A 19,240-nucleotide genomic window follows, 5' to 3' on the forward strand; every position below is an offset into this window, starting at 1 on the left:
TTCATTCACTTTGCGGCGTTGGAATCCGATTGTATAAGTTGCCTAGGCCCAACGCTTAAATGCCCAAGACAGACAGATCTTTTCGAGTTGCGCGTGGTTTGTTACGCACGCCGCTCACGCGTTGTGCGCCCTTTTGGTGCGCAATCCTATTTTTGTATCCAATTTCTTGGGCAGCTGAACTGACAGACATGACGCTTGAGGAGTTGCTCAAGCAGCGTTCGGAGCTTCACCAAAATTCTGATACAGCATCTGGAGTAAAGGAGGCGTTGAGGGATAGTCCGGCCTCTATGGTGGTGTTGACGAGGGAGGATTTTAAGCGACGCGGCTATGACAGCTTGGACGATATGCTCTTTGGCTTGCCCGGCTTCGATGTTATCCGAACCGCGGGCACGGTGGAGACGGTGGCTTATCAGCGGGGGTATCGGACTCCTTGGACGCAACGTACCTTGTTGTTGGTAAATGGTAAGCCGGACAACAATCTCTGGAATCACACGGCGCAGATATCTCGGCAGTACCCGATCACGGCGATCGAGCGGGTCGAGGTTTTGCACGGTCCGGCGGGCGCGGTGTATGGGCCGAACGCGTTTTTGGGAGTGATCAACGTGATTACGCGGGACGCTTCGAAATTGGAGTCGGGAGAACACTATTTGGAAGCGAGCGGAGCGTTGGGGAATTTTGACACCAAGAGTGTGGATGCTGCGTTTGGCGGGCGTTGGGGCGAATTTTCATTGGACGTGGGATTCACTGTTTACGACTCGGATGAGCCGGGGATCGAGGACTACTCCGAGTGGGGCTATACGAACCCTGATTTGCTAGCCGACCCGGAGCGCTGGGGAGCGGGAATCGGTTTGGGGGTCGATCCGGTGACGGGACGTTTGAGCCCAGCGGGTGATCTGGATCTCGATGGAGTGGTGGAGTCCGATGAACTTGTGCAGGGGAATCCGTTGGGCGAGTATTCGGATCGTACGGACAACTGGGGCGTTACGGCGGAAGTGAGATTGGGGCGTACTTCTTTGGGACTGTTCGCGTGGGAGACGGATGAGGGATATGGGCCGTACTACTCGTTTGCGGATGGTCAGCCCAATAGCATCTGGTCGCACTCTTCTCTTCAGATGTATTTGGAAAGAGAGGACGCGTTTTTCGACGAAAAATTGAGCGTCGACTCGGAACTTGTGTATCGGGAGAGTCGAGCTGGTGGAGAGGATTGGGCGGAGTCTTTTGGGGATTTCGTTAGTATCTCAAGTTGGAACTCCTTCAATAAGGCTTGGCGTCTAGAGCAACGCTACACTTACCAGAAAAGTGAAGATCTACAGCTGAGTGGTGGTTGGAAATATGAGGAGAAGCGACTGAATCGAGCTTACATACTTTCGAATTATTGGGATGGGTTGGGAGTGTCCGTGGGTGAATCGAGCGTGCAGGAAGCGGGGGATATTTCGTCCGAGTCACCGCTGCTGTTATCGGAGAAATTGGGAGACAGTTTCAATTTGGATTCCAACAATTCGGATACCGAGGATGTGGGGCTCTTTGCTCAGGCGATCTATGATTTCGGCAATTTTCGATTCAATGGTTCGATCCGCTGGGATGACAATTCTGAATACGGGGATGAATTTAATCCTCGGGGCGCTTTGATCTATCACCTCGACGCGGCGACTTCGGTGAAACTTGTCTATGGGGAAGCGTTTCAGGAACCGTCTCCTAAGGATCTGTATGGAGCGTACACTGGAAGGATTAGCAACGATTCGCTTTTGCCTGAGAAGGTGCAGACGACTGAGATTATCTTTGTACGCCAAGGAGAGCGGTTTCAGCACGATTTCTCGATTTACCAATCGGAGTTTTCGGATGCGATCGCCACTGGCCAGAATGTTGGAGATCGTGAAGTCAGAGGTTTTGAATACAAGAACTCCTTTCGGCTCCCAAATCCGATACCTGGTTCTTCGAACCTAACGGGTGAGCTGTTTTATACCTATACGCGCTCGATGGGGGATCAGCAGTTTGACACGCAGCTTGGGGCGTGGGTGTTGCAGCATGGGAAGCAAGGGGATGTCGCTCCGCACAAGGTCAATTTCAATTTGAACGTACCGATTCGGGAGCGATGGAACGCGAATCTGTCGGCCCGATGGTTGAGCGAGAGGGACTTGTTTTCAGAGAACCCTTTGCGTGCGGACTCAAACTCCGCGCGACTTACGAATCGGAAGGCTGAAGCACACGCTGTCGTTGGTTTGAATGTACTGTATCGCCAGGATAAATACAGTGTGTCGTTCAAGGTAGAGAATCTCTTCGCTGAGGATTATCTCGTGCCAGGAGTTGAAAGCGCGACTTCTGGAGACGATTTTTCGATCGATGCGGATGGATTTCAAAATTCGCTTATACCCCAGCTTAACACGCAGCGCTACACGGTGAGGGTGGCTTTGGATCTATAGTATGAAACGCGGGGTCGCAGCTAGCTTGCTTCTTTGGCTTTTCTGCTGGGCAGAAGGGGTGGCTCGTCTGAGCGGGAGTGAGGGCAGTTTGCCACCTTCGCTTTCGGCTGCGATTCTGGTGCGGCTCGTGGCGTTGGATTCGAGTCGGGCTGGTGCTGAGGATATACGTATCCATGTTTTGGGGAATGAAGCTCTTGCGAAGGAGTTGGAAACTCATGTCGGGCATTCGGTAGGGGCACGGGTTTTGGGTGGCGTGAGCGTTGGGGACAGATTGCCCGAGGGGCGAGTTGATGTGGTGGTCGTATCGAACCGGGCGAATTTGCCGCGGGTTTTAGCCTACTCCGAGAAAAGGGGAGCGATCAGCGCTTCGACCAATCCGGATTTTGGGCGTTTAGGGGTTTCGCTCGTCATTTACGATGATGAAGGCATGCCAGGAATTTTGTTGAATCGATCCGCTTCGAGGCGGGAAGGGCTGCGTTGGGAGCCTGAAATATTGCAAGTCGCCCAATTGACTGGAGAATAGAAGGTGGAACGAAAGCGCGAGAACAGTTCACACACAGATGCGGAATCTCACGAGGACGTGGAGAAGAGGCATCAGCTACTGACCGATGGCTCCTCGATTGGAAGGAAGCTAGCGACTACGGCGACCATTTTGCTGATCCCTCTCTTTTTGTTGGCCTACATGCAGGTCAATCAGATGGACAAGCGAGTGACGGAGACTTTGCGGAAGATCGAGACGCTAGATTTGATCGAAGCGATAGACGAAGCGATATTCGAATTTGCCGGGACGGAGCGATTTACGGCTGAAATCGAATTGCCGAAGGCTCGCGAAGCTGCGGCGGTGGGTGACCGCTTTTTCCGTGAAAACGAAGTTTCGACGTTCGGATTACAGAAGTGGACGGAAGCTTCGAAAGCGCTGCGACATACCTGGGCTCTTCCGTCTTCGGATGAGTTGGGGCGTCTGGTGGAGTTTCGCGTTTTGCTGGCCAAGCAGGAAGGGGTTCCGACTGTTTACTCGCAGGACCTGTCCTACGTGCAGAGCGCCATTGATCGACTCGCTTCATCCATGAATCAAGCGTTGCGTACGATTGAGGAGGAACCTACGACCGAATTATTCGAAGCAGCGAGTATCCAAATCGCCAACACGGGAAATTATCTTGCTATCGTTTCTCAATTGCGAGGGTTGCTCTATGACGAGGCTGCACTGGATCGTATCCCCGATCTTCTCTTGGATGCCCACACCCATTTCGAGTCGATCGAGCAGAGCTTTAACAAGGAGTTGGCCGATGCCCGTCGCCTTTCGTTCTTGGGAATACTGAACAGGCGAGACGAGTTAGAGGGGGGTGGGCGCACTTTGGAGGTTGAGCAGTCGCTGTTGCCTTTGAGTGAAGTCCTGCGTGAAGTCTCGCTTACCTTTTCTACGCATTTCAAAGCTGAGGCTTTGGCTGAGAAGAACTCCTACGTGAGCCAACGCTCGTGGGTTGTGTTTTTGGTTGCTGCGTCTGCGGTTGCGGCGTTGGTGTTGGGCTATTTGTTGAGCAAGAACTTGAGGGTGGCCCATGATTCGATCACTAACTACAACCGCACTCTCAAGCAGCAAGTGCGGGCCGGGGTGGCCGAGGCTCAGCAAGCCCGTGAAAAGGCGGAAGGATTGAATGAGAACCTGCGTTTGCAGACTTCACGCGCTAATGAGATGGCGGAGAAGGCGATCCGTGCTGAGCGCTTGAAGAGTGAGTTTCTGGCAAACATGAGTCACGAGATCCGGACGCCAATGAATGGCGTTGTTGGGATGACGCACTTGTTGGCAGATACGAATCTCGATGGAACGCAGCGTGAGTATTTGGATACGTTGGTTAAGAGCTCCGAATCGCTGCTTGTTTTGATTAACGACATTCTTGATTTGTCCAAGATAGAGGCGGGGAAGCTGGCGATTGAAGAGATTCCTTTTAACCCGGTGGACTTGTTGCAGCAGGTGACGTCGCTGTTCGCAGGTAATGCGCAAGGCAAGGGGTTGGAGTTCCATGTGTCGTATCCGATTGGCTTGCGTGATTGTCTGGTGTCGGATCCGCACCGCTTGAGGCAGGTGATCTCCAATCTGCTTTCCAATGCTATCAAGTTCACGGAACGCGGTTTGGTTTCTGTTCGCGTGACTGCTGAGCCCTTGGAGGACGGAAGTCAGAGGTTGTCCGTGGTGGTCGAGGACAGTGGTATCGGAATTGCGCCGGAGGTGGTTCCAACGCTCTTTCAGTCCTTTTCCCAAGCCGACGCTTCGACGACGCGACGTTTTGGCGGCACTGGTCTTGGGCTCGCCATTTCGGAACGACTGATTCATTTGATGGGTGGCAAGCTAAACGTTTCTTCCAAGCTCGGCGTAGGGACTCGCTTTTCGTTCGAGTTGGATTTGCCGAGATCGGAATCGCCCCTGGAAGTGCGGCTTGGTCGGGACGATCAAGATTTGTCGGGCTTGAAGGTTCGGGTCTACGCTGCTCCGAGCAAGGCTGTGGAAGAGATCGGACGTGTCGTCGAATTTTTCGGAGCTGAGTTCTCTCAGGTCGCGGCGGAAAAAGTCTTGGATGACTCGGGCGGTGACTCTGTTGCTGATGTCGTTTTCTTCGAAGCGGAGCATATCGATCCTGAAAAATTGGATACCCTGCGTTTGCGTTTTCCGAAGAGCCATTTGTCGATGCTGCACACGCATTGCGACAGTCCGGATATCGGGGCAAATTGCGAGTCGCTAGGAATTCAATACACCGCTTTACCTGCGTCCCCGGAAGCGATTCTAAATGTGTTCAGATCGGATGTTCCCAAGACTCCTGCCCTGCCAAAGGAGAGCGTGAGCAAGTTCGATTTCTCGCATGCGAAGGTTTTGGTGGTCGATGACAACATGACCAATCGGATCGTGACTTCCAAGCTTCTCGGCAAGTTAGGGGTGAATGCGAAAATGCAGGAAGATGGGATTGCCGCAGTGGAGGCGGCGAAGGCTGATGTTTACGATCTCATCTTCATGGACTGCATGATGCCTGAGATGGATGGTTACGAAGCGACCCGTTTGATTCGCGAAAGTGCTCCGGGAAATCGGAATCAGCAGACGCCAATCATCGCGCTGACTGCGAACGCTATGGAAGGGGACCGGGATAAGTGCATTCGTGCTGGGATGAATGATTACATCGCCAAGCCGATTCGTCCCGCGGAGCTCATGCAGATTCTCCAGAAATGGGTCGGAGGGGTTTCGCCCGATGTTACTTTGAGCATGAACTCCATGGAGGCGATCGAGGACGAAAACGAGAAGCTGTTCGATCTCACGCGCCTCAAGTCGATCATTGGAGATAGCCAGGTGCAGCTCGAGCCTTTGATAGCGGTTTTTATCGAATCGCTGACCGAAGAGCGCGAGCGCATCAAGGCGGTGGTCTCTCCTGAGATCGACCTCAAGAATCTACGTTTGCATTCCCATTCGATTAAGGGAGCTGCTTCGAACTATGGAGCGAGGCAATTGGAGCTGATTGCCAAGCGAATCGAGGAAGCCTGTATCGGAGGAGATGCCACTGCGGCCGAGGCTCTTCTGGGCCAGTTGGATAACTCGATCCAGGATACGATGGAGGCCGCTTCTAAAGCTGTGGTTTAGCCACGCGGTCGTTTCGCGCGTTTCTGCATTTTCCAAGCAGCCGCGTAGTCGCATAAAAGCGGTCGAAGGGGCTTGCTCTCCCTCTGGGGGACGCTTATCGCTAGGCCCTTTTTTTCGAAAACACGCGAAAAGCTCATGGCACAGGAAATCAATCAAGGTTACGACCCGAAGGAAGTTGAGCCCAAGTGGTACGCCGCTTGGGAGGAAAACGGCTGCTTCGAAGGCGAGGTGCAGGAAGGCAAGGAGTCCTACTCCATCATGATCCCTCCGCCCAACGTCACTGGCATCCTCCACATGGGCCACGTGTTGGACAACACCCTGCAGGACATCTTCATCCGCCGCGCTCGCCTCGAAGGTAAGAGTACCCTCTGGTTTCCCGGCACTGACCACGCGTCCATCGCCACCCAGACCAAGGTAGAGCAAGCCCTCCGCAATGAAGGCACTTCCCGCCGTGAGATCGGCCGCGAGAAATTCCTCGAGCGCGCCTGGCAGTGGTCCGACGACCATGGGGGCAAGATTCTCAACCAGCTTCGTAAGCTCGGTGCGTCCTGCGACTGGCGTCGTACGACTTTCACCATGGACGAGAGCTACGAGCGCAGCGTTCGCGCGGCCTTCGTAAAACTCTACGAGCGCGGCTACATCTACCGCGGCAAGCGACTGGTTAACTGGTGCCCAAGCTCCCAGACCGCGCTTTCCAACGAGGAAGTCATCATGAAGCCCCAGAAGGGCAAGTTCTGGAAGATGCGCTACGAGATCGTCGAGGAGCCAGGCCGCTACCTCGAAATCTCCACCACGCGCCCAGAAACCATCATGGGTGACACCGCGGTTGCAGTTCACCCGGACGACGAGCGTTACAAAGATCTTGTCGGCAAGCATGTTTGGCGTCCCTTCCCACGCGAAGAGATTCCGATCGTTGCGGACCATGCGGTTGAAAAGGATTTCGGAACCGGTGCCCTCAAGGTCACGCCGGCCCACGACCAAGTCGACTTCGACATCGGTAAGCGTCACGACCTGCCGCTCATCGACGTCATGAATCCCGACGGCACGCTCAGCGAAGCCGCCGGTGAGGAGTTCGCAGGCATGGAGCGTTTCGCCGCTCGTAAGGCCGCTGCCAAGAAGCTCGAAGAGATCGGTGCCCTCGTCGATGTCGAGGATTACGAAAACAACGTCGGCTTCTCAGAGCGTGCAGACGTACCCATCGAACCGCGCCTCTCCGAGCAATGGTACCTTAAGTACCCGAAGGTCGAGGAAGCCAAGGCCGCGGTCGAAAAGGGCATCATCAAGTTCCACCCGAAGCGTTGGGAAAAGGTTTACCTGCATTGGCTCAACAACATCCAAGACTGGTGCATCAGCCGCCAGCTCTGGTGGGGCCAACGTATCCCGGTTTGGTACAAGAAGGGCGGAGACCGCACCGATCCGGCCAACTGGCACGTATCCGTCGACGGTCCATCCGATCCTGAAAATTGGGAGCAGGACGACGACGCTCTCGACACTTGGGCCTCTTCCTACCTCTGGCCGTTCGCGACCTTCGGTTGGCCGAACACCGACGAGAAGACACTCAAGGAGCTCGCTCACTTCTACCCAACCAGCACGTTGGTTACAGGCTTCGACATCATCTTCTTCTGGGTGGCCCGCATGATCATGGCTGGCCTCGAACTCTACGGAGAAGACAAGAAGGAGGCGCTCACCGACGACGAGATCGCAGCTCGCATCCCGTTCAAGGATATCTTCATCCACGGTCTCATCCGCGACAGCAAGGGCCGCAAGATGTCAAAGACACTTGGCAACTCGCCCGATCCGCTCGACTTGATCGAGAAGTTCGGCGCAGATGGTCTGCGTTTCGGTATCATCAACATCGCTCCAAGCGGTTCTGACATTCTCTTCTCCGAAGAGCGTATCGAGATCGGACGTAACTTCTGCAACAAGCTCTGGAACGCTTGCCGCTTCCGCCAGATGAACGGTGCGGTTGATTCCAACGCATCGCTCGATTCCATAATCGACCGCCTCAAGGCGTCGCCGCTCGATGGATACAGTAACTGGATCCTCAACCGCATGATCGAAACCATGCGGGAGATCGAAGGCCAGTTTGCCAAGTTCGAGCTGCACCAACTCACGCACTCGCTCTACAACTTCGTTTGGGGTGACTTCTGTGACTGGTATGTTGAAGCGTCCAAGGCGCTTCTGCAGAAGAAGGACGACCCGCGTCACGATATGGCCCTCGCCGTATCCGACCTCGTCATACGCCAAGCCCTTCAGCTCCTTAACCCAATCATGCCGCACATCACCGAAGAGCTGTGGCATGCAATGGGATACTGCGAAGAAGGCGCTTACATCCAAGACACTCAGCTGGCTACAGCAGACGAGCTTTCAGCTAAGCTCGCTGAAGCTGGCATCAAGGTCGACGCAGCCGCTGCGGCGAACGTCGAGCAAGTTAAGGAACTCATTTCCAAGGCCCGTGCAGTTAAGGCCGAGTACAATGTCGCTTCGAAGCGTGACGTTACGCTCTTCGTAACGGCTGCAGATGACGCAAGTGCGACTGTCGTGTCCGAGAACTTGGATACGATCAAGAAGCTCGCGGGTGCGGCGACGATCGAACTCAAGGATAGCGTTGACGGATGCCCTGGTTCAGTAGGTGCTCTCGGTACGGTTTACCTCGATCTCTCAAGCGCGATCGACGTGGAAGCCGAAAAGGAGCGTCTCAGCAAGGAACTCGAGAAGCTCAACAAGCAAGTCGCTGCTGGCGAAGGGAAACTCAAGAACCCGAAGTTCGTCGACAAGGCTCCGGCCAACGTCGTCGAAGGCGCTCGCAAGCAATTGGCTGAAACGCAGGCTAAGCGCGACGAAATCGCGAGGTTGCTGGAGAGTCTGTAAGCGTTTTTTGCCCACGAAGGGCACGAAGATTCACGAAGATAATTTGAGGGCGGGTCTGATGACCCGCTCTTTTTGTTGGGGTGAGAGTTTGCTGACTCGGGTGGTGTAACCTGTCCGCTCAATCGTTTTTGCGAGGGGTACTGTTCAAAATGGAGCTATTTTTGAGAGCTGTTTTGATCAGCAGAGAGTTTGCAGGTCTGATTTCGGTGTTTTTCTTCAGAGTCGTGTAGGGCAGGCGGCTGCTTTACTAGTTTTTGATGTTTGCTGGTCTCCTAGTTGCTACGCGCGGGGTTACTATGGAATCTTCTTCTCTCGATCACCTTTGGCTGATTGTTTGCGCGGCTCTGGTATTTATCATGCAAGGGGGCTTCTTGTGTTTGGAAAGTGGATGCACTCGGACCAAGAACAGCATCAATGTTGCGGTAAAGAATCTGACTGACTTTGCCATCTCTGTGTTGGGATTTTGGATATGCGGATTTGGCCTGATGTTTGGTCTATCGAATTTCGGCTTGTTCGGTGGCTCCCAATTCTTTTTCGAGCTCGATGGGCGTAGTGCGGGCGAGGTCGCATTTTTCGTGTTTCAGGTGATGTTCTGTGGCACTTCCGTGACGATCGTATCGGGTGCGGTTTCGGAGCGAATGAGTTTCAAGGCATACCTTTGGGTTTCGGCCTTAGTTTCCGTAATCATTTATCCGCTCTTTGGGCACTGGGCTTGGGGGGGCGTTTGGGGAGGAGACTCTGGCTGGCTGAGCGAGCTAGGCTTCATCGACTTTGCGGGTTCCTCGGTTGTTCATGGGATTGGAGGATGGGTCGCTCTGGCGTGTATCGTGGTCATTGGCCCGCGTATCGGGCGCTTCGACGAGAGCGGGAAGCCGCAAGCTATTCACGGACAGAGTCTGCCTTTGGCATTGTTGGGTACCTTGTTGCTTTGTTTTGGGTGGATCGGGTTTAACGGAGGTAGCACCTTGGCTTGGGGTGGTGAGGTGCCAGGGATCGTTGCGAACACGATATTGGCGGCGAGCTCCGGGTTGCTGACCGCGCTGTGCGTTGGATATTACTTGTTAAAGTATCCAGATTTGAAGTTCGCGATGAATGGTATGCTGGCGGGTTTGGTGGCGATCACGGCTTGCTGCCATATGGTATCATCTGTCGCTGCAATCGTGATCGGTTCGATTGGAGCTGTGGTCATGGTGTTTTCAGACCGTTTGGTCGAACGATGGGGCCTCGACGACGTAGTGGGATCAGTATCGGTGCACGCGTTTGCGGGCGCTTGGGGAACTTTGGCTGTGGCTTTGTTTGGGCAGAGCTCCTATTTCGCGGAAGGAGCGAGTCGTATTCAGCAATTGGGGGTGCAAGGGCTGGGAGTTGTGTGCTGTGTCGTGTTTGGCTTTTTTCCAGCGTACTTCTTTTTGAAGCTGATCTCCAATTGGATTCCCTTGCGAGTCGGGGAGATGGAGGAGCTTAAGGGCCTGAATGAATCCGAGCATCGTGTGTCGACGGAGCATTTGGATTTGTTGAGGGAGATGGAGCGTCAGTCGAGACAGCTGGACCTCTCTCGTCGGGTTAGCGTAGAGCCGTTCACTGAGGTGGGGCAGATTGCCAGAAAGTACAATGAGCTATTGGGCTCGCTGGAACAGACGGTTGCCCGCAATGAGCTGATTATTCGTGATACGATGGATGGCATTCTCACCTGCTCCAAGGATGGCAGGGTGATGCAGGCGAATCCTGGGGCTTGCTCTATGTTTGGGCGTGAGGTTGGTGGGCTGTCTGAGGCATCTATTTGGGATCTTATCAAGCGATCGGACGGAGAGCGGCTGGAGTCGTTTGAGCAAATGAGTCGCATCGTGGATTTTAATGGAGCGGACCTGAATGCGATCCCGTTCTGTGGGATCCGTGGTTCGGACGAGCGTTTCCCAGTGCAGGTTGAAACGTCTGCAGGTACTATCGGTCGAGTGGATGTATTCAACGTGAAGATACGTGATCGTTCTCAGAGCGAAAAGTACAAGGACATGCTGCGAAAGTCGAAGTCTGAAGCGGAGCGGACTCGTGATCAACTCGAGGAGAAGGTGAGCGAAGTGGAGTCTTTTAATAGGATCGCTATCGATCGTGAACTTAAGATGGTGGCTCTGAAAAAGGAGATAAACCGTCTCTCCTCGGAATTGGACCGTGAACCTCCTTACAAGGCTGGGGCCAACAACTGAGCATGGTAGTTGAATCAGACTTCTTGTGGCTGCTGATCGGGCTGCTCTCGGTTTCAGCCCTTTCGTTAGGGGCGGCTCTTTTCAAGCGTCAGAAGCTTCACATCGAGACCGGGCGCTATGCGCGATTGCTAGAGCAAAAGACAGAGGTTCTAGAGGCTGGCTTGGGCGAAGCTGAGCGGAAGGTTGGCAAGCTTACCGATCAGGTTCTGGACCTGCAGGCAGACTTGTCGTTGAGGGATCTCACGATCGATGACATGGATCGCCGGGCAAAGGAAAATAGCCAGATGGGGGAGGCTATGATGAATATTCTGGAGGATTCGTTGGAAGCTCGAACCCAGGCTGAGCAGGCGAATGAAGCGAAGAGCCGGTTCTTGGCGAATATGAGTCACGAGATCCGGACTCCGATGAATGGCGTTCTGGGGATGATGCAGCTTTTATTGGATACAAAGCTCGATGGTGAGCAACGTGAGTTTGCTACCTCTAGCTATAAGTCGGCTGAAGCTCTGCTGGGGATTATCAATGACGTTTTGGATTTCTCCAAAATGGAGGCTGGGAAGATGGAGCTAGACGAGCACCGTTTTGACCTGATCTCGGTTTTTGATGATCTGGTTGGCTTGCTGTCTGGACGAGCGATTGAAAAGGGAGTCGAGTTTATCTCGGAGATCCAGCCGGATGTGCCGAGCCTCTTGATCGGGGATAGCAATCGGTTGCGTCAGGTTTTGATCAATCTGGCAGGGAACGCTATCAAGTTTACGCTTGAGGGTTCCGTCTCGATCCGGGCGGTGCTGATGAAGCAAGAGGACGAGGTTGTTGTATTGAGGGTTTCGGTACGAGATACTGGTATCGGCATTCCTAGAGAAAAGCAGGACGGACTTTTCCGTTCGTTTGAGCAGGTCGACAGTTCTCATACACGAGTCTATGGCGGAACTGGCCTTGGGCTCGCTATTTCGAAGCACCTCGTGGAACTTATGGGAGGCGAGATTCAATTGGAAAGTGAAGTCGGAGAAGGTTCGGTCTTCTACTTTGATCTTCCATTCCGCAAGCAGCCGAAGGGGGTGGCCATGAGTGTTTCTCTGTGTGCGGATCTGCGTAAGAAGCGGTTTCTGATTGCGAAAGACCAGGAGGGATCGGTTTCGGAGACTTTGCGAAACCATTTGAGGAGCTGGGGGTGTTTCGATGTCGAGTTGTTGAAGCTCGACCCTAGTGAAGATCTCGAAAAGCAACTGAGCTTTGTGACAACTCCGTTCGACATTGTCGTGTGGGATGGAGAGCTGGACATTGAAAAAGTAGGATTGATACGCCGCGTGTGTGGGGCTCGTTTTCCATCGCGTGAGATCGCTCTTTTTGGGACCATAGGTTTTGGGAAAAAGCTGGAGGAGGCGGTTTCGGTGCGGCTTGATGGAATTTTGCGATACCCGATTCGTCAGTCCCAGCTCTTAGGTGCTTTGAATGCTGTAGTTGAAAGACCAGCACAGAGTGTTGCTCCTAGGCCGCCGGAGGATGGGGATCTTTGCGCGGACTCGCCAGCTCCACCGAAAGGGCGAGTCCTCGTGGTGGATGACAACAAGATTAACCTCAAGATCACGACTCGGTTTCTGCACAAGATGGGCTTTGAGACCCTGGTTGCGGAGAATGGAGAGGAGGCGGTTGCTATCTATCAGAACGAGGGCTGTTCCCTGGTGTTGATGGATTGTCAGATGCCGGTGATGGATGGTTATGCAGCCACCGAAAAAATCCGTGAGATAGAGGGGGAACGGACACGCGTCCCGATCGTAGCCCTTACGGCTAATGTGCTGGAGGGGGACCGATCTCGTTCAATAGAGGTTGGGATGGATGACTATCTTACCAAGCCGTTGAAAAAGGCGGATCTAGAGGCGGCTATCCAGCGCAATCTCGCTGGAAGGGCTCGAGGGTAGCGGCTCTCTTTTTTAGATCAAAGCTGGGCCATGGCCTTTAGTTTTCTCAAGCCAAGTTTTGCGGCTTCGAGAGGCGGCATCTTCCAGACATCGGGATTGAAGAGCTCGAGCGATAGAGTCATGGACGGATTTATCTTGCGAAGCATGGGGACGATCTTGGCAAGCGGCGCGTCGCCGTCTCCGGGCATCACGCGATCCTTGTCGCTAAGCTCCGCCAAGGGGATGTTCGATGGGTAGTCGTTGACGTGCATGACTGGGAGTGCGTCAGCATTGAGAAGGGATAGTGATTCGAAGCCGGATCCGCCTTTCCAAAGATGGTAGATATCAAGGAGCAAGCAGGCGTCTGGATGGTTCGCGGCGGCGGCGACGTACATCACTTGTGAGGCTTTGTATAGATTCGTTGAGAACCCCCAGACTTCGAGGAGCGGGAGGACTCCGCTTTGGCGGCCTACTTCGAGAGCGGCGTGGTAGCGTTCGGCGACATCGTCCAATGGAATGCTTTCGCTTTTTTGAGCTCCGGAGGGTGGGGCTGCGATCCGCGTGCCGCCTATCTGCTGAAGCACGTCCATGTCTCGTTTTAATGCTTCAAGCTGGTTCGCGCGTTCTTTGGGATCGTCGATGATCCACTGGGCGAACCCGATGGCGCTCTCCACGGTGAGGCCTTTGTCTTCGAGCTTCTTTTTTAGATCCGAGAGGTTTCCGCCTTTTTCTTTGTATTCATGAAGTGGAGCCATCCATGGCTCGATCGCGGAGTAGCCTGCTTGAGCTGCGATATCGATCTGTTGTTCGATATCGAGTTTGGCCTCCCGGATGGTGCTCATGTTGAGGCAGAATTTGAAGGAAGGCATTGGGGTTGTGTGCTGAGCTGAGCAGCCGGTTGCCGCTGCGGCGACGCCTAGGGCTCCGGCTTGTAGGAATGATCTTCGGGAAGGGGTATTTTTCATGAGAACGTGTGGGGACGTTCTTCTTGGTAAGGAAAAAGACCGCTAAGGCAACGTTAAGCGGGAGGAAGCTTATGGGATGTCCGTTGTGGTGGCTACGACGGAGCGTAGCCCTCCTAGGGTGACTCGAACAGGATGTCGGCGGATTCGAAGGAGTCGTCGAGGATTTCCACTTTTTGGATACGATGATGGGGGAGTGGGGTGGCGAGGAGCGACTGGAAGGGAGCGAAGTCCAATAGGTCGTGCGTTTGGACTTCGCCGTTTTCCAGCAGGGTGACTCGATAGCCTGATTCGCCGGGCTTGAGGCGGCGGATCTTGGGCGGCGCTTTGGCTTTTTGCTTCTTCGGTGCTTTGGCGCGTTTGCCCTTTTTGCGGGAGGGGAGCTCTACCTTGGGATCTTCAAAGGGGTAGGCTTCTCCAAGTATGTCCGAGATCGTATGCTCGATATGACTGAGGTCAGCGAGGCAGGTCTCTCGCTCGATGAGCAGAGAGTTGACCGCGACGAGCTCGTCTATGGACATGTTATCTGGCATGTGTGAATTGTTGCCCACGAAGGGCACGAAGTGACACTAAGGTGCTATGAGATCACGCTAAGTGATCTTGAGTGGGAGGGTTACTCCTTCTCTTCTTCTGGTGTTTCTTCCTCGGCTGCTTCGGGAGCTGGCTCTTCTTCGGAAGGTGCTTCTTCCTCGGTTGCCTCTGGCTTTGGAGCTGCCTTCTTGGCTGCCTTCTTCGCAGGAGCGGTTGGGAATGCCGCTACGGGCGCGGGTGGTTCTGGGAATGGGAAGACGCCTTCTTCACCTACGATCGACTCTACTTGGCCTTCGAGTTCGGCGATGCGCTTGTAAGCGGCTTCGCGTTCCTCGAGGAGATCGTCGATCTTGGTGCGAGCCTCGAGGGCTTGGCGGATTGTTTCGCTATCACCACGGAGCACGATTTCCGCGAAGGTGAGGGGGACGAGTTTTGCTGGTTTCTTTGCCATGATTTTGATTTCTGCTAGGGCTTGTGGCCGCTGGGACAGCGGCCGCTACCTTTTGCGGTTATTCTTTGAAGAAGCTTAGTATGTTTTTGAGAATTTTACGTCGGGAGCCGGTTTCAACTTGGCTGCTGAAAGCGTGGCGTGGCGTTGGCTCTTCTGGTGTATTCACGTTTTGGATCCTGAGGGAAATCGTTTTTTCTGCGATGTTGGCGATGTCCTTGTTGGAATCGTAGGTGAGGGAACGCAGTTGGGCTTCGGGGAGGTTTGGGTTGCTGGCAACGGCTTCGCGGACTTTGTCGCAGTGGTCTTGGGCGAGCGTTGCGAGGTTGGTTGCCGGGAGTTCGAAGGCGGCAGCGGCGAAGGCGCGAAGGGAAGGGTTGAGGCTGGTAGCGAAGCGTTCGGCTACGGCGGCTTCTATGTTGACGTAGTCGACGGCCTGGAAGGCTATGTGTTCGGCTACGGTGTCGTCTTCGCGTTTGTTGACAAGGAGGTCCCAGTGTGCGTCGGTGAGATCATCGCGGTAGGCGACGAGGGTGGCTACTTGTGGATCAGGGTGAAGGCAGAGTTCGTTGAGGAGCTCGGGACTCGCGTTTGGATTTTTTGCGAGCGTGATGCAGGCTTCGAGGTCGTGGGAGGTTGCGATGCGTTCGGCGATGTCCTGTTGGAGATTGCCGCTGGAAGCAAGGTAGCGACGGACCTTTGGCGATGTATCCTGGGCGAGGATACGTTGGACTGCGGCAGGGAGGTCGGGCTTCTGGGCGAGGTAGGCGCGATCCTCGATCATATCTGACTCGGCGAGCCAGAGCATTTCCGGAAGGGAAAGGGGAGTGGTGTCGAGGGCTCCGAAGCGGACGCTGGAGTGCGTCGAGTAGCGGAGGGAATTGCGGACGGATGCGGGGAAGCGGTCGCCTTCGCGGAGTAGGAGGTTCTGGAGTGTCTCGTCGTCGCCGTCGGCCCACATCTGGAAAATTTCGGGGTCGAGTGTCTTGTTTTGGAGAAGGGCGGTTTTGACCAGGCTACTCTTGTCTTTGCTGAGGTGGTGGGCGACGTCGTGGTCGAGGTTCTCGCGTTCGGCGAGGGCGATCTTGACTGCGGGCGCGTCGTCCCCTGCGAGGATGAACTGGAGAAAAGTGGGAAGGCCTGGATTGGCAGCAATGGCTGCGCGTACAAAGGGGGCTTCGTCCTCGGCGAGCGTTTGGCATTCCTTGGGGCTCGCGTTCGGGTTTTGGGCGACTGCTATGCGAACGTTGACGTTCTTGTTGTGGGAAAGTTGGGCGAGGGTTTGTTGTGGGGAGCGTGGATTGCTGGCGAGAGCGGTGGCGACTTCAACCTGCTTTGGTTTGAGATTGGAGGAAATGGACTGGGCCAGCTCTGAAGGGAGGAGTGGGTATTGGGCGAGGAAGAGGAGGTAGTGGGGATTGTCTGCGTAGTCTGAATACAGGCTGCGGAGGGCGAAGCTGGAAATGGGGCGCTTGCGGGTGAGCTTGATGACTTTCTCGCCACCGTGCTCCTCAAGGGCGTCGAGCAGATCGTTGATGGATAGGATGTCCATTTAGCGGGTGCTCGGTTGGGGGTTGTGGGGTAAGGGGGAGCCTGCAATGCGGCGGTCTGGGCCAGACCGCCCTACCTTGGTTGTTTGGACACCCGCGGAGCGGCTGTCCCACCTGTTGGTTGCTGACCTCATTGGTTGAGGTCCTCCGTTGTGACGAATACCTCGCGAGGGGTGGATCCGTTTTGTGGGCCGATGTGGAAGCGGTCTTCCATTTCCTCGATGAGGGTGGCGGCTCGGTTGTAGCCGATGCGGAGTCGGCGTTGGAGGTAGCTGGTGCTGGCTTTTTGGGTCTCGGCCACGATGGCGAGGGCCTGCATGTAGAGGTCGTCGACGCCGTCGGCCAGAGATTCAGCGGTGCCTTCGGCGGTTTGCTCGAAGGCGGAGAGGTCGACGCGGTGGCGTTCGTTTTGGTCGGCTTTTACGTGGGTGACGACTTGAGAGATCTCCTCGTCCTGGATCATTGGACTTTGGATACGGACGAGGCGAGCGAAGCCAGGCGGGTTGAAAAGCATGTCGCCGGCGCCGAGGAGGGACTCTGCTCCCTTGCTGTCGAGGATGGTACGGGAGTCGACGACCGAGGAGACTTGGAAGGCGATGCGGGTCGGATAGTTGGCTTTGATGACGCCTGTGATGACGTTGACCGATGGACGCTGGGTGGCGATGATGGTGTGGATGCCGACGGCGCGGGAGAGTTGGGCGATGCGGGCGAGGGAGGCTTCGGCTTCGCCTTTGGAGGTCATCATGAGGTCGGCGAGCTCGTCGATGATGACGACCATGAACGGCATCTTGTCGAAACCTTGGGCTTCGGCCTTGGCGTTGTAGCCGGCGATGTTGCGGACCTGCTTTTCGGCGAGAATCTCGTAGCGGGTCTCCATTTCCTGGACCACCCACTTGAGGACTTTGACGGCTTTGTCTGCTTCGCCGACGACTGGGTGGATGAGGTGGGGGATTTCGCGAAAGAGGCCGAATTCGACGCGCTTGGGGTCGACGAGGACGAGCTCAAGTTCTTCTGGGGAGAATTTGTAGAGCAGGCTGACGATGAGGTTGCTCATGCAGACTGACTTGCCGCTACCGGTGGCGCCGGCGATGAGGAGGTGCGGCGCTTTGGCGAGGTCGGCCACGACGATTTTGCCCTGGATGTCCATGCCGATGGCGAGCGGGATGGTTTCGGAACCGCGTTGCCAGGCTCGGGACTCGAAGACGGAGCGGAGGCGGATGGGGAGGGTGTTGCCGTTGCCGATTTCGATGCCAACGAAGGGCTCGCCCGGGATGGGGGCTTGGATGCGTACGTTGGTTTGGGCGAGATTGAGGGAGATGTTCTTTTGCAGGCCGCTGATCTTTTCGACACGGACGCCGATGCCGGGGCGGACGCGGAATTGGGTGACGCGGGGGCCGACCACGGCGTCGTAGACCATGGCGTCGACGGCGAAGCTATCGAGGGTGCCTTGGAGTTTGAGCTCTTGCTCCTCCAGTTTATCGGGGGAGACAAGGGTGGCTTCTTCGATGTCGGAGGTTTCGAGAAGCTCGAGTGTCGGGAAGGCGTAGGGGCCGGAAGGGATAATCTCGGCGATTGGCTCTTCTTCCTCGGGCTCTTGTTCCTCTTCTGGCTCGGGTTCCTCGATGGGGGGGAGGCCGGCTAGCTGGGCCTTGGCGCTCGCGAGCATTTTCTCAAAGCGAGCTTCGCGTTCGGTAGCGAGGTCGGAAAAGTAGGTTTGGCGCTCTTCGCGGTCCGTGAGGATGGAGGCCATTTCGGAGCGCCATTTCTCTGTTTGCCGCTGCTCGGCGTCGATGATGGAGTGCTCGAGCTCGGCGATGCGTACGAGATCGTCGGGGAGGTTTTTCGTGTCGGGCGCTGGAAGCGGTTGGCTGTCTTCAAGTTCCTCGTCCTCCTCCTCGCTACGTTCGCCCGCCACATTCTCGAGGAAGCGGCGTACGCCGTCTTTGACTCGTCTGATGGATTTTTTGGGTAGCTTGGAGGGACCTGGCATTTGTGCGTGGAAAGGAAAGTCGATGACGGTGTAGAAGCTCCGGCGGGGATCAAGACCTTGTTTAGGAAAAGTGACATTTCCGCGGGAGGAAGAGCGTTTGCGCAGAATGATGTCGAACGTTCGACATGATTTTGCGCAAGGCGGCTTTGGGACTTTGGGGAGGTGGGATGGCTTGGGGAGGTTATTTTTTTGGGGGGGGCGTTTTTACATTTGAGGTGTTTTTGTTGAGAGGCGGCTTTTGTTTTATTCGAGGGTGGGGTGGTGCGTGGTTGCTTGATGTTGTTGGTGACGCGAGTTGGCGATGGGGGCTAGCTCGCTCGCGAATGGGCTGTTGTTTTGTATCCTGTTTTTGGATGCTGGATTGGTTGTGTGCTTGTTTGAGTGGTGTTTGTTGTGTTTTTGCGGTTTGGCGAGGAGGGCTATGTTGTAGAGGGGCGGGGGCTCTTTGAGGTTGGTTTGGATACGGGATTTGAGTGTCTTCGGTTATTGAATACGGTACTGAGAGTTTGTGGTGGGTAGATACCACTATATTCAGTGTCTTGATACGTCCGTTACTACCCCTATCGTGTTTCTCAGGGTCCCTCGTTTGGTGTGGCTGAATTGGTGAGTGGGTATGGGTATAATACGCTAGATTTATTCCCTAACTGGTTAAAGCGTAGTACTTTAATTTTGGCTGGGGTTGAAATCTTTCGTCGTTTGAGTTGGATTGGCGCTTGTATGTTTTGGCTCACTACCTAGTAGTGGTTGGTA

At 55.0% G+C, this 19,240-nt stretch carries 11 protein-coding genes; 6 read left to right on the top strand and 5 right to left on the bottom strand.

Annotated elements, in window-relative coordinates; genetic code table 11:
- Positions 1 to 152: 152 nt before the first annotated feature.
- From JIN87_RS22005 to JIN87_RS22030, 6 genes are all read left to right on the top strand, one after another.
- Positions 153 to 2,420, top strand: coding sequence for a TonB-dependent receptor plug domain-containing protein (locus JIN87_RS22005; protein WP_200357787.1), 2,268 nt, complete (start codon positions 153 to 155; stop codon positions 2,418 to 2,420).
- 1 nt (position 2,421) lies between these two features.
- Complete coding sequence (locus JIN87_RS22010; RefSeq protein ID WP_200357788.1) at positions 2,422 to 2,943, top strand: YfiR family protein; 522 nt, start codon at positions 2,422 to 2,424, stop codon at positions 2,941 to 2,943.
- A 3-nt stretch (positions 2,944 to 2,946) separates the two neighbouring features.
- Entirely contained in the window at positions 2,947 to 6,042 is a 3,096-nt protein-coding gene (locus JIN87_RS28855; RefSeq protein ID WP_200357789.1) for an ATP-binding protein, read from the top strand.
- A 135-nt stretch (positions 6,043 to 6,177) separates the two neighbouring features.
- A complete protein-coding gene (locus JIN87_RS22020; protein ID WP_200357790.1) occupies positions 6,178 to 8,913 on the top strand; it encodes a valine--tRNA ligase in 2,736 nt (911 codons plus the stop codon).
- A gap of 296 nt (positions 8,914 to 9,209) precedes the next feature.
- Positions 9,210 to 11,114, top strand: coding sequence for an ammonium transporter (gene amt, locus JIN87_RS22025; protein ID WP_200357791.1), 1,905 nt, complete (start codon positions 9,210 to 9,212; stop codon positions 11,112 to 11,114).
- A gap of 2 nt (positions 11,115 to 11,116) precedes the next feature.
- Entirely contained in the window at positions 11,117 to 13,030 is a 1,914-nt protein-coding gene (locus tag JIN87_RS22030; protein WP_200357792.1) for an ATP-binding protein, read from the top strand.
- A 17-nt stretch (positions 13,031 to 13,047) separates the two neighbouring features.
- Here JIN87_RS22030 and JIN87_RS22035 read toward each other — a convergent pair whose 3' ends face one another.
- The 5 genes from JIN87_RS22035 to JIN87_RS22055 all read right to left on the bottom strand — a co-directional run bounded on the left by JIN87_RS22035 (position 13,048) and on the right by JIN87_RS22055 (position 18,490).
- Positions 13,048 to 13,974, bottom strand: a complete 927-nt coding sequence (locus JIN87_RS22035) for a sugar phosphate isomerase/epimerase family protein (RefSeq protein ID WP_200357811.1) — start codon at positions 13,972 to 13,974, stop codon at positions 13,048 to 13,050.
- A 113-nt stretch (positions 13,975 to 14,087) separates the two neighbouring features.
- Positions 14,088 to 14,504 (bottom strand): hypothetical protein, encoded by a 417-nt coding sequence (locus JIN87_RS22040; RefSeq protein WP_200357793.1) that lies wholly within the window; start codon positions 14,502 to 14,504, stop codon positions 14,088 to 14,090.
- An 80-nt stretch (positions 14,505 to 14,584) separates the two neighbouring features.
- Positions 14,585 to 14,953 (bottom strand): hypothetical protein, encoded by a 369-nt coding sequence (locus JIN87_RS22045; protein WP_200357794.1) that lies wholly within the window; start codon positions 14,951 to 14,953, stop codon positions 14,585 to 14,587.
- A 58-nt stretch (positions 14,954 to 15,011) separates the two neighbouring features.
- Entirely contained in the window at positions 15,012 to 16,502 is a 1,491-nt protein-coding gene (locus JIN87_RS22050; protein WP_200357795.1) for a hypothetical protein, read from the bottom strand.
- Between the two features lie 128 nt (positions 16,503 to 16,630).
- Entirely contained in the window at positions 16,631 to 18,490 is a 1,860-nt protein-coding gene (locus JIN87_RS22055) for a DNA translocase FtsK (protein WP_200357796.1), read from the bottom strand.
- Between the last annotated feature and the right edge of the window lie 750 nt (positions 18,491 to 19,240).

Source organism: Pelagicoccus mobilis, from assembly GCF_016595505.1.
Lineage (GTDB): Bacteria > Verrucomicrobiota > Verrucomicrobiia > Opitutales > Opitutaceae > Pelagicoccus > Pelagicoccus mobilis.

Excerpts from the sequence above, each read along its gene's own strand:
- JIN87_RS22020 (WP_200357790.1), top strand. The coding sequence starts at position 6,178 with ATGGCACAGGAAATCAATCAAGGTTACGACCCGAAGGAAGTTGAGCCC.
- JIN87_RS22010 (WP_200357788.1), top strand. The coding sequence starts at position 2,422 with ATGAAACGCGGGGTCGCAGCTAGCTTGCTTCTTTGGCTTTTCTGCTGG.
- JIN87_RS22045 (WP_200357794.1), bottom strand. The coding sequence starts at position 14,953 with ATGGCAAAGAAACCAGCAAAACTCGTCCCCCTCACCTTCGCGGAAATC.
- amt (WP_200357791.1), top strand. The coding sequence starts at position 9,210 with ATGGAATCTTCTTCTCTCGATCACCTTTGGCTGATTGTTTGCGCGGCT.
- JIN87_RS22030 (WP_200357792.1), top strand. The coding sequence starts at position 11,117 with ATGGTAGTTGAATCAGACTTCTTGTGGCTGCTGATCGGGCTGCTCTCG.
- JIN87_RS22040 (WP_200357793.1), bottom strand. The coding sequence starts at position 14,504 with ATGCCAGATAACATGTCCATAGACGAGCTCGTCGCGGTCAACTCTCTG.
- JIN87_RS22055 (WP_200357796.1), bottom strand. The coding sequence starts at position 18,490 with ATGCCAGGTCCCTCCAAGCTACCCAAAAAATCCATCAGACGAGTCAAA.
- JIN87_RS22035 (WP_200357811.1), bottom strand. The coding sequence starts at position 13,974 with ATGAAAAATACCCCTTCCCGAAGATCATTCCTACAAGCCGGAGCCCTA.
- JIN87_RS22050 (WP_200357795.1), bottom strand. The coding sequence starts at position 16,502 with ATGGACATCCTATCCATCAACGATCTGCTCGACGCCCTTGAGGAGCAC.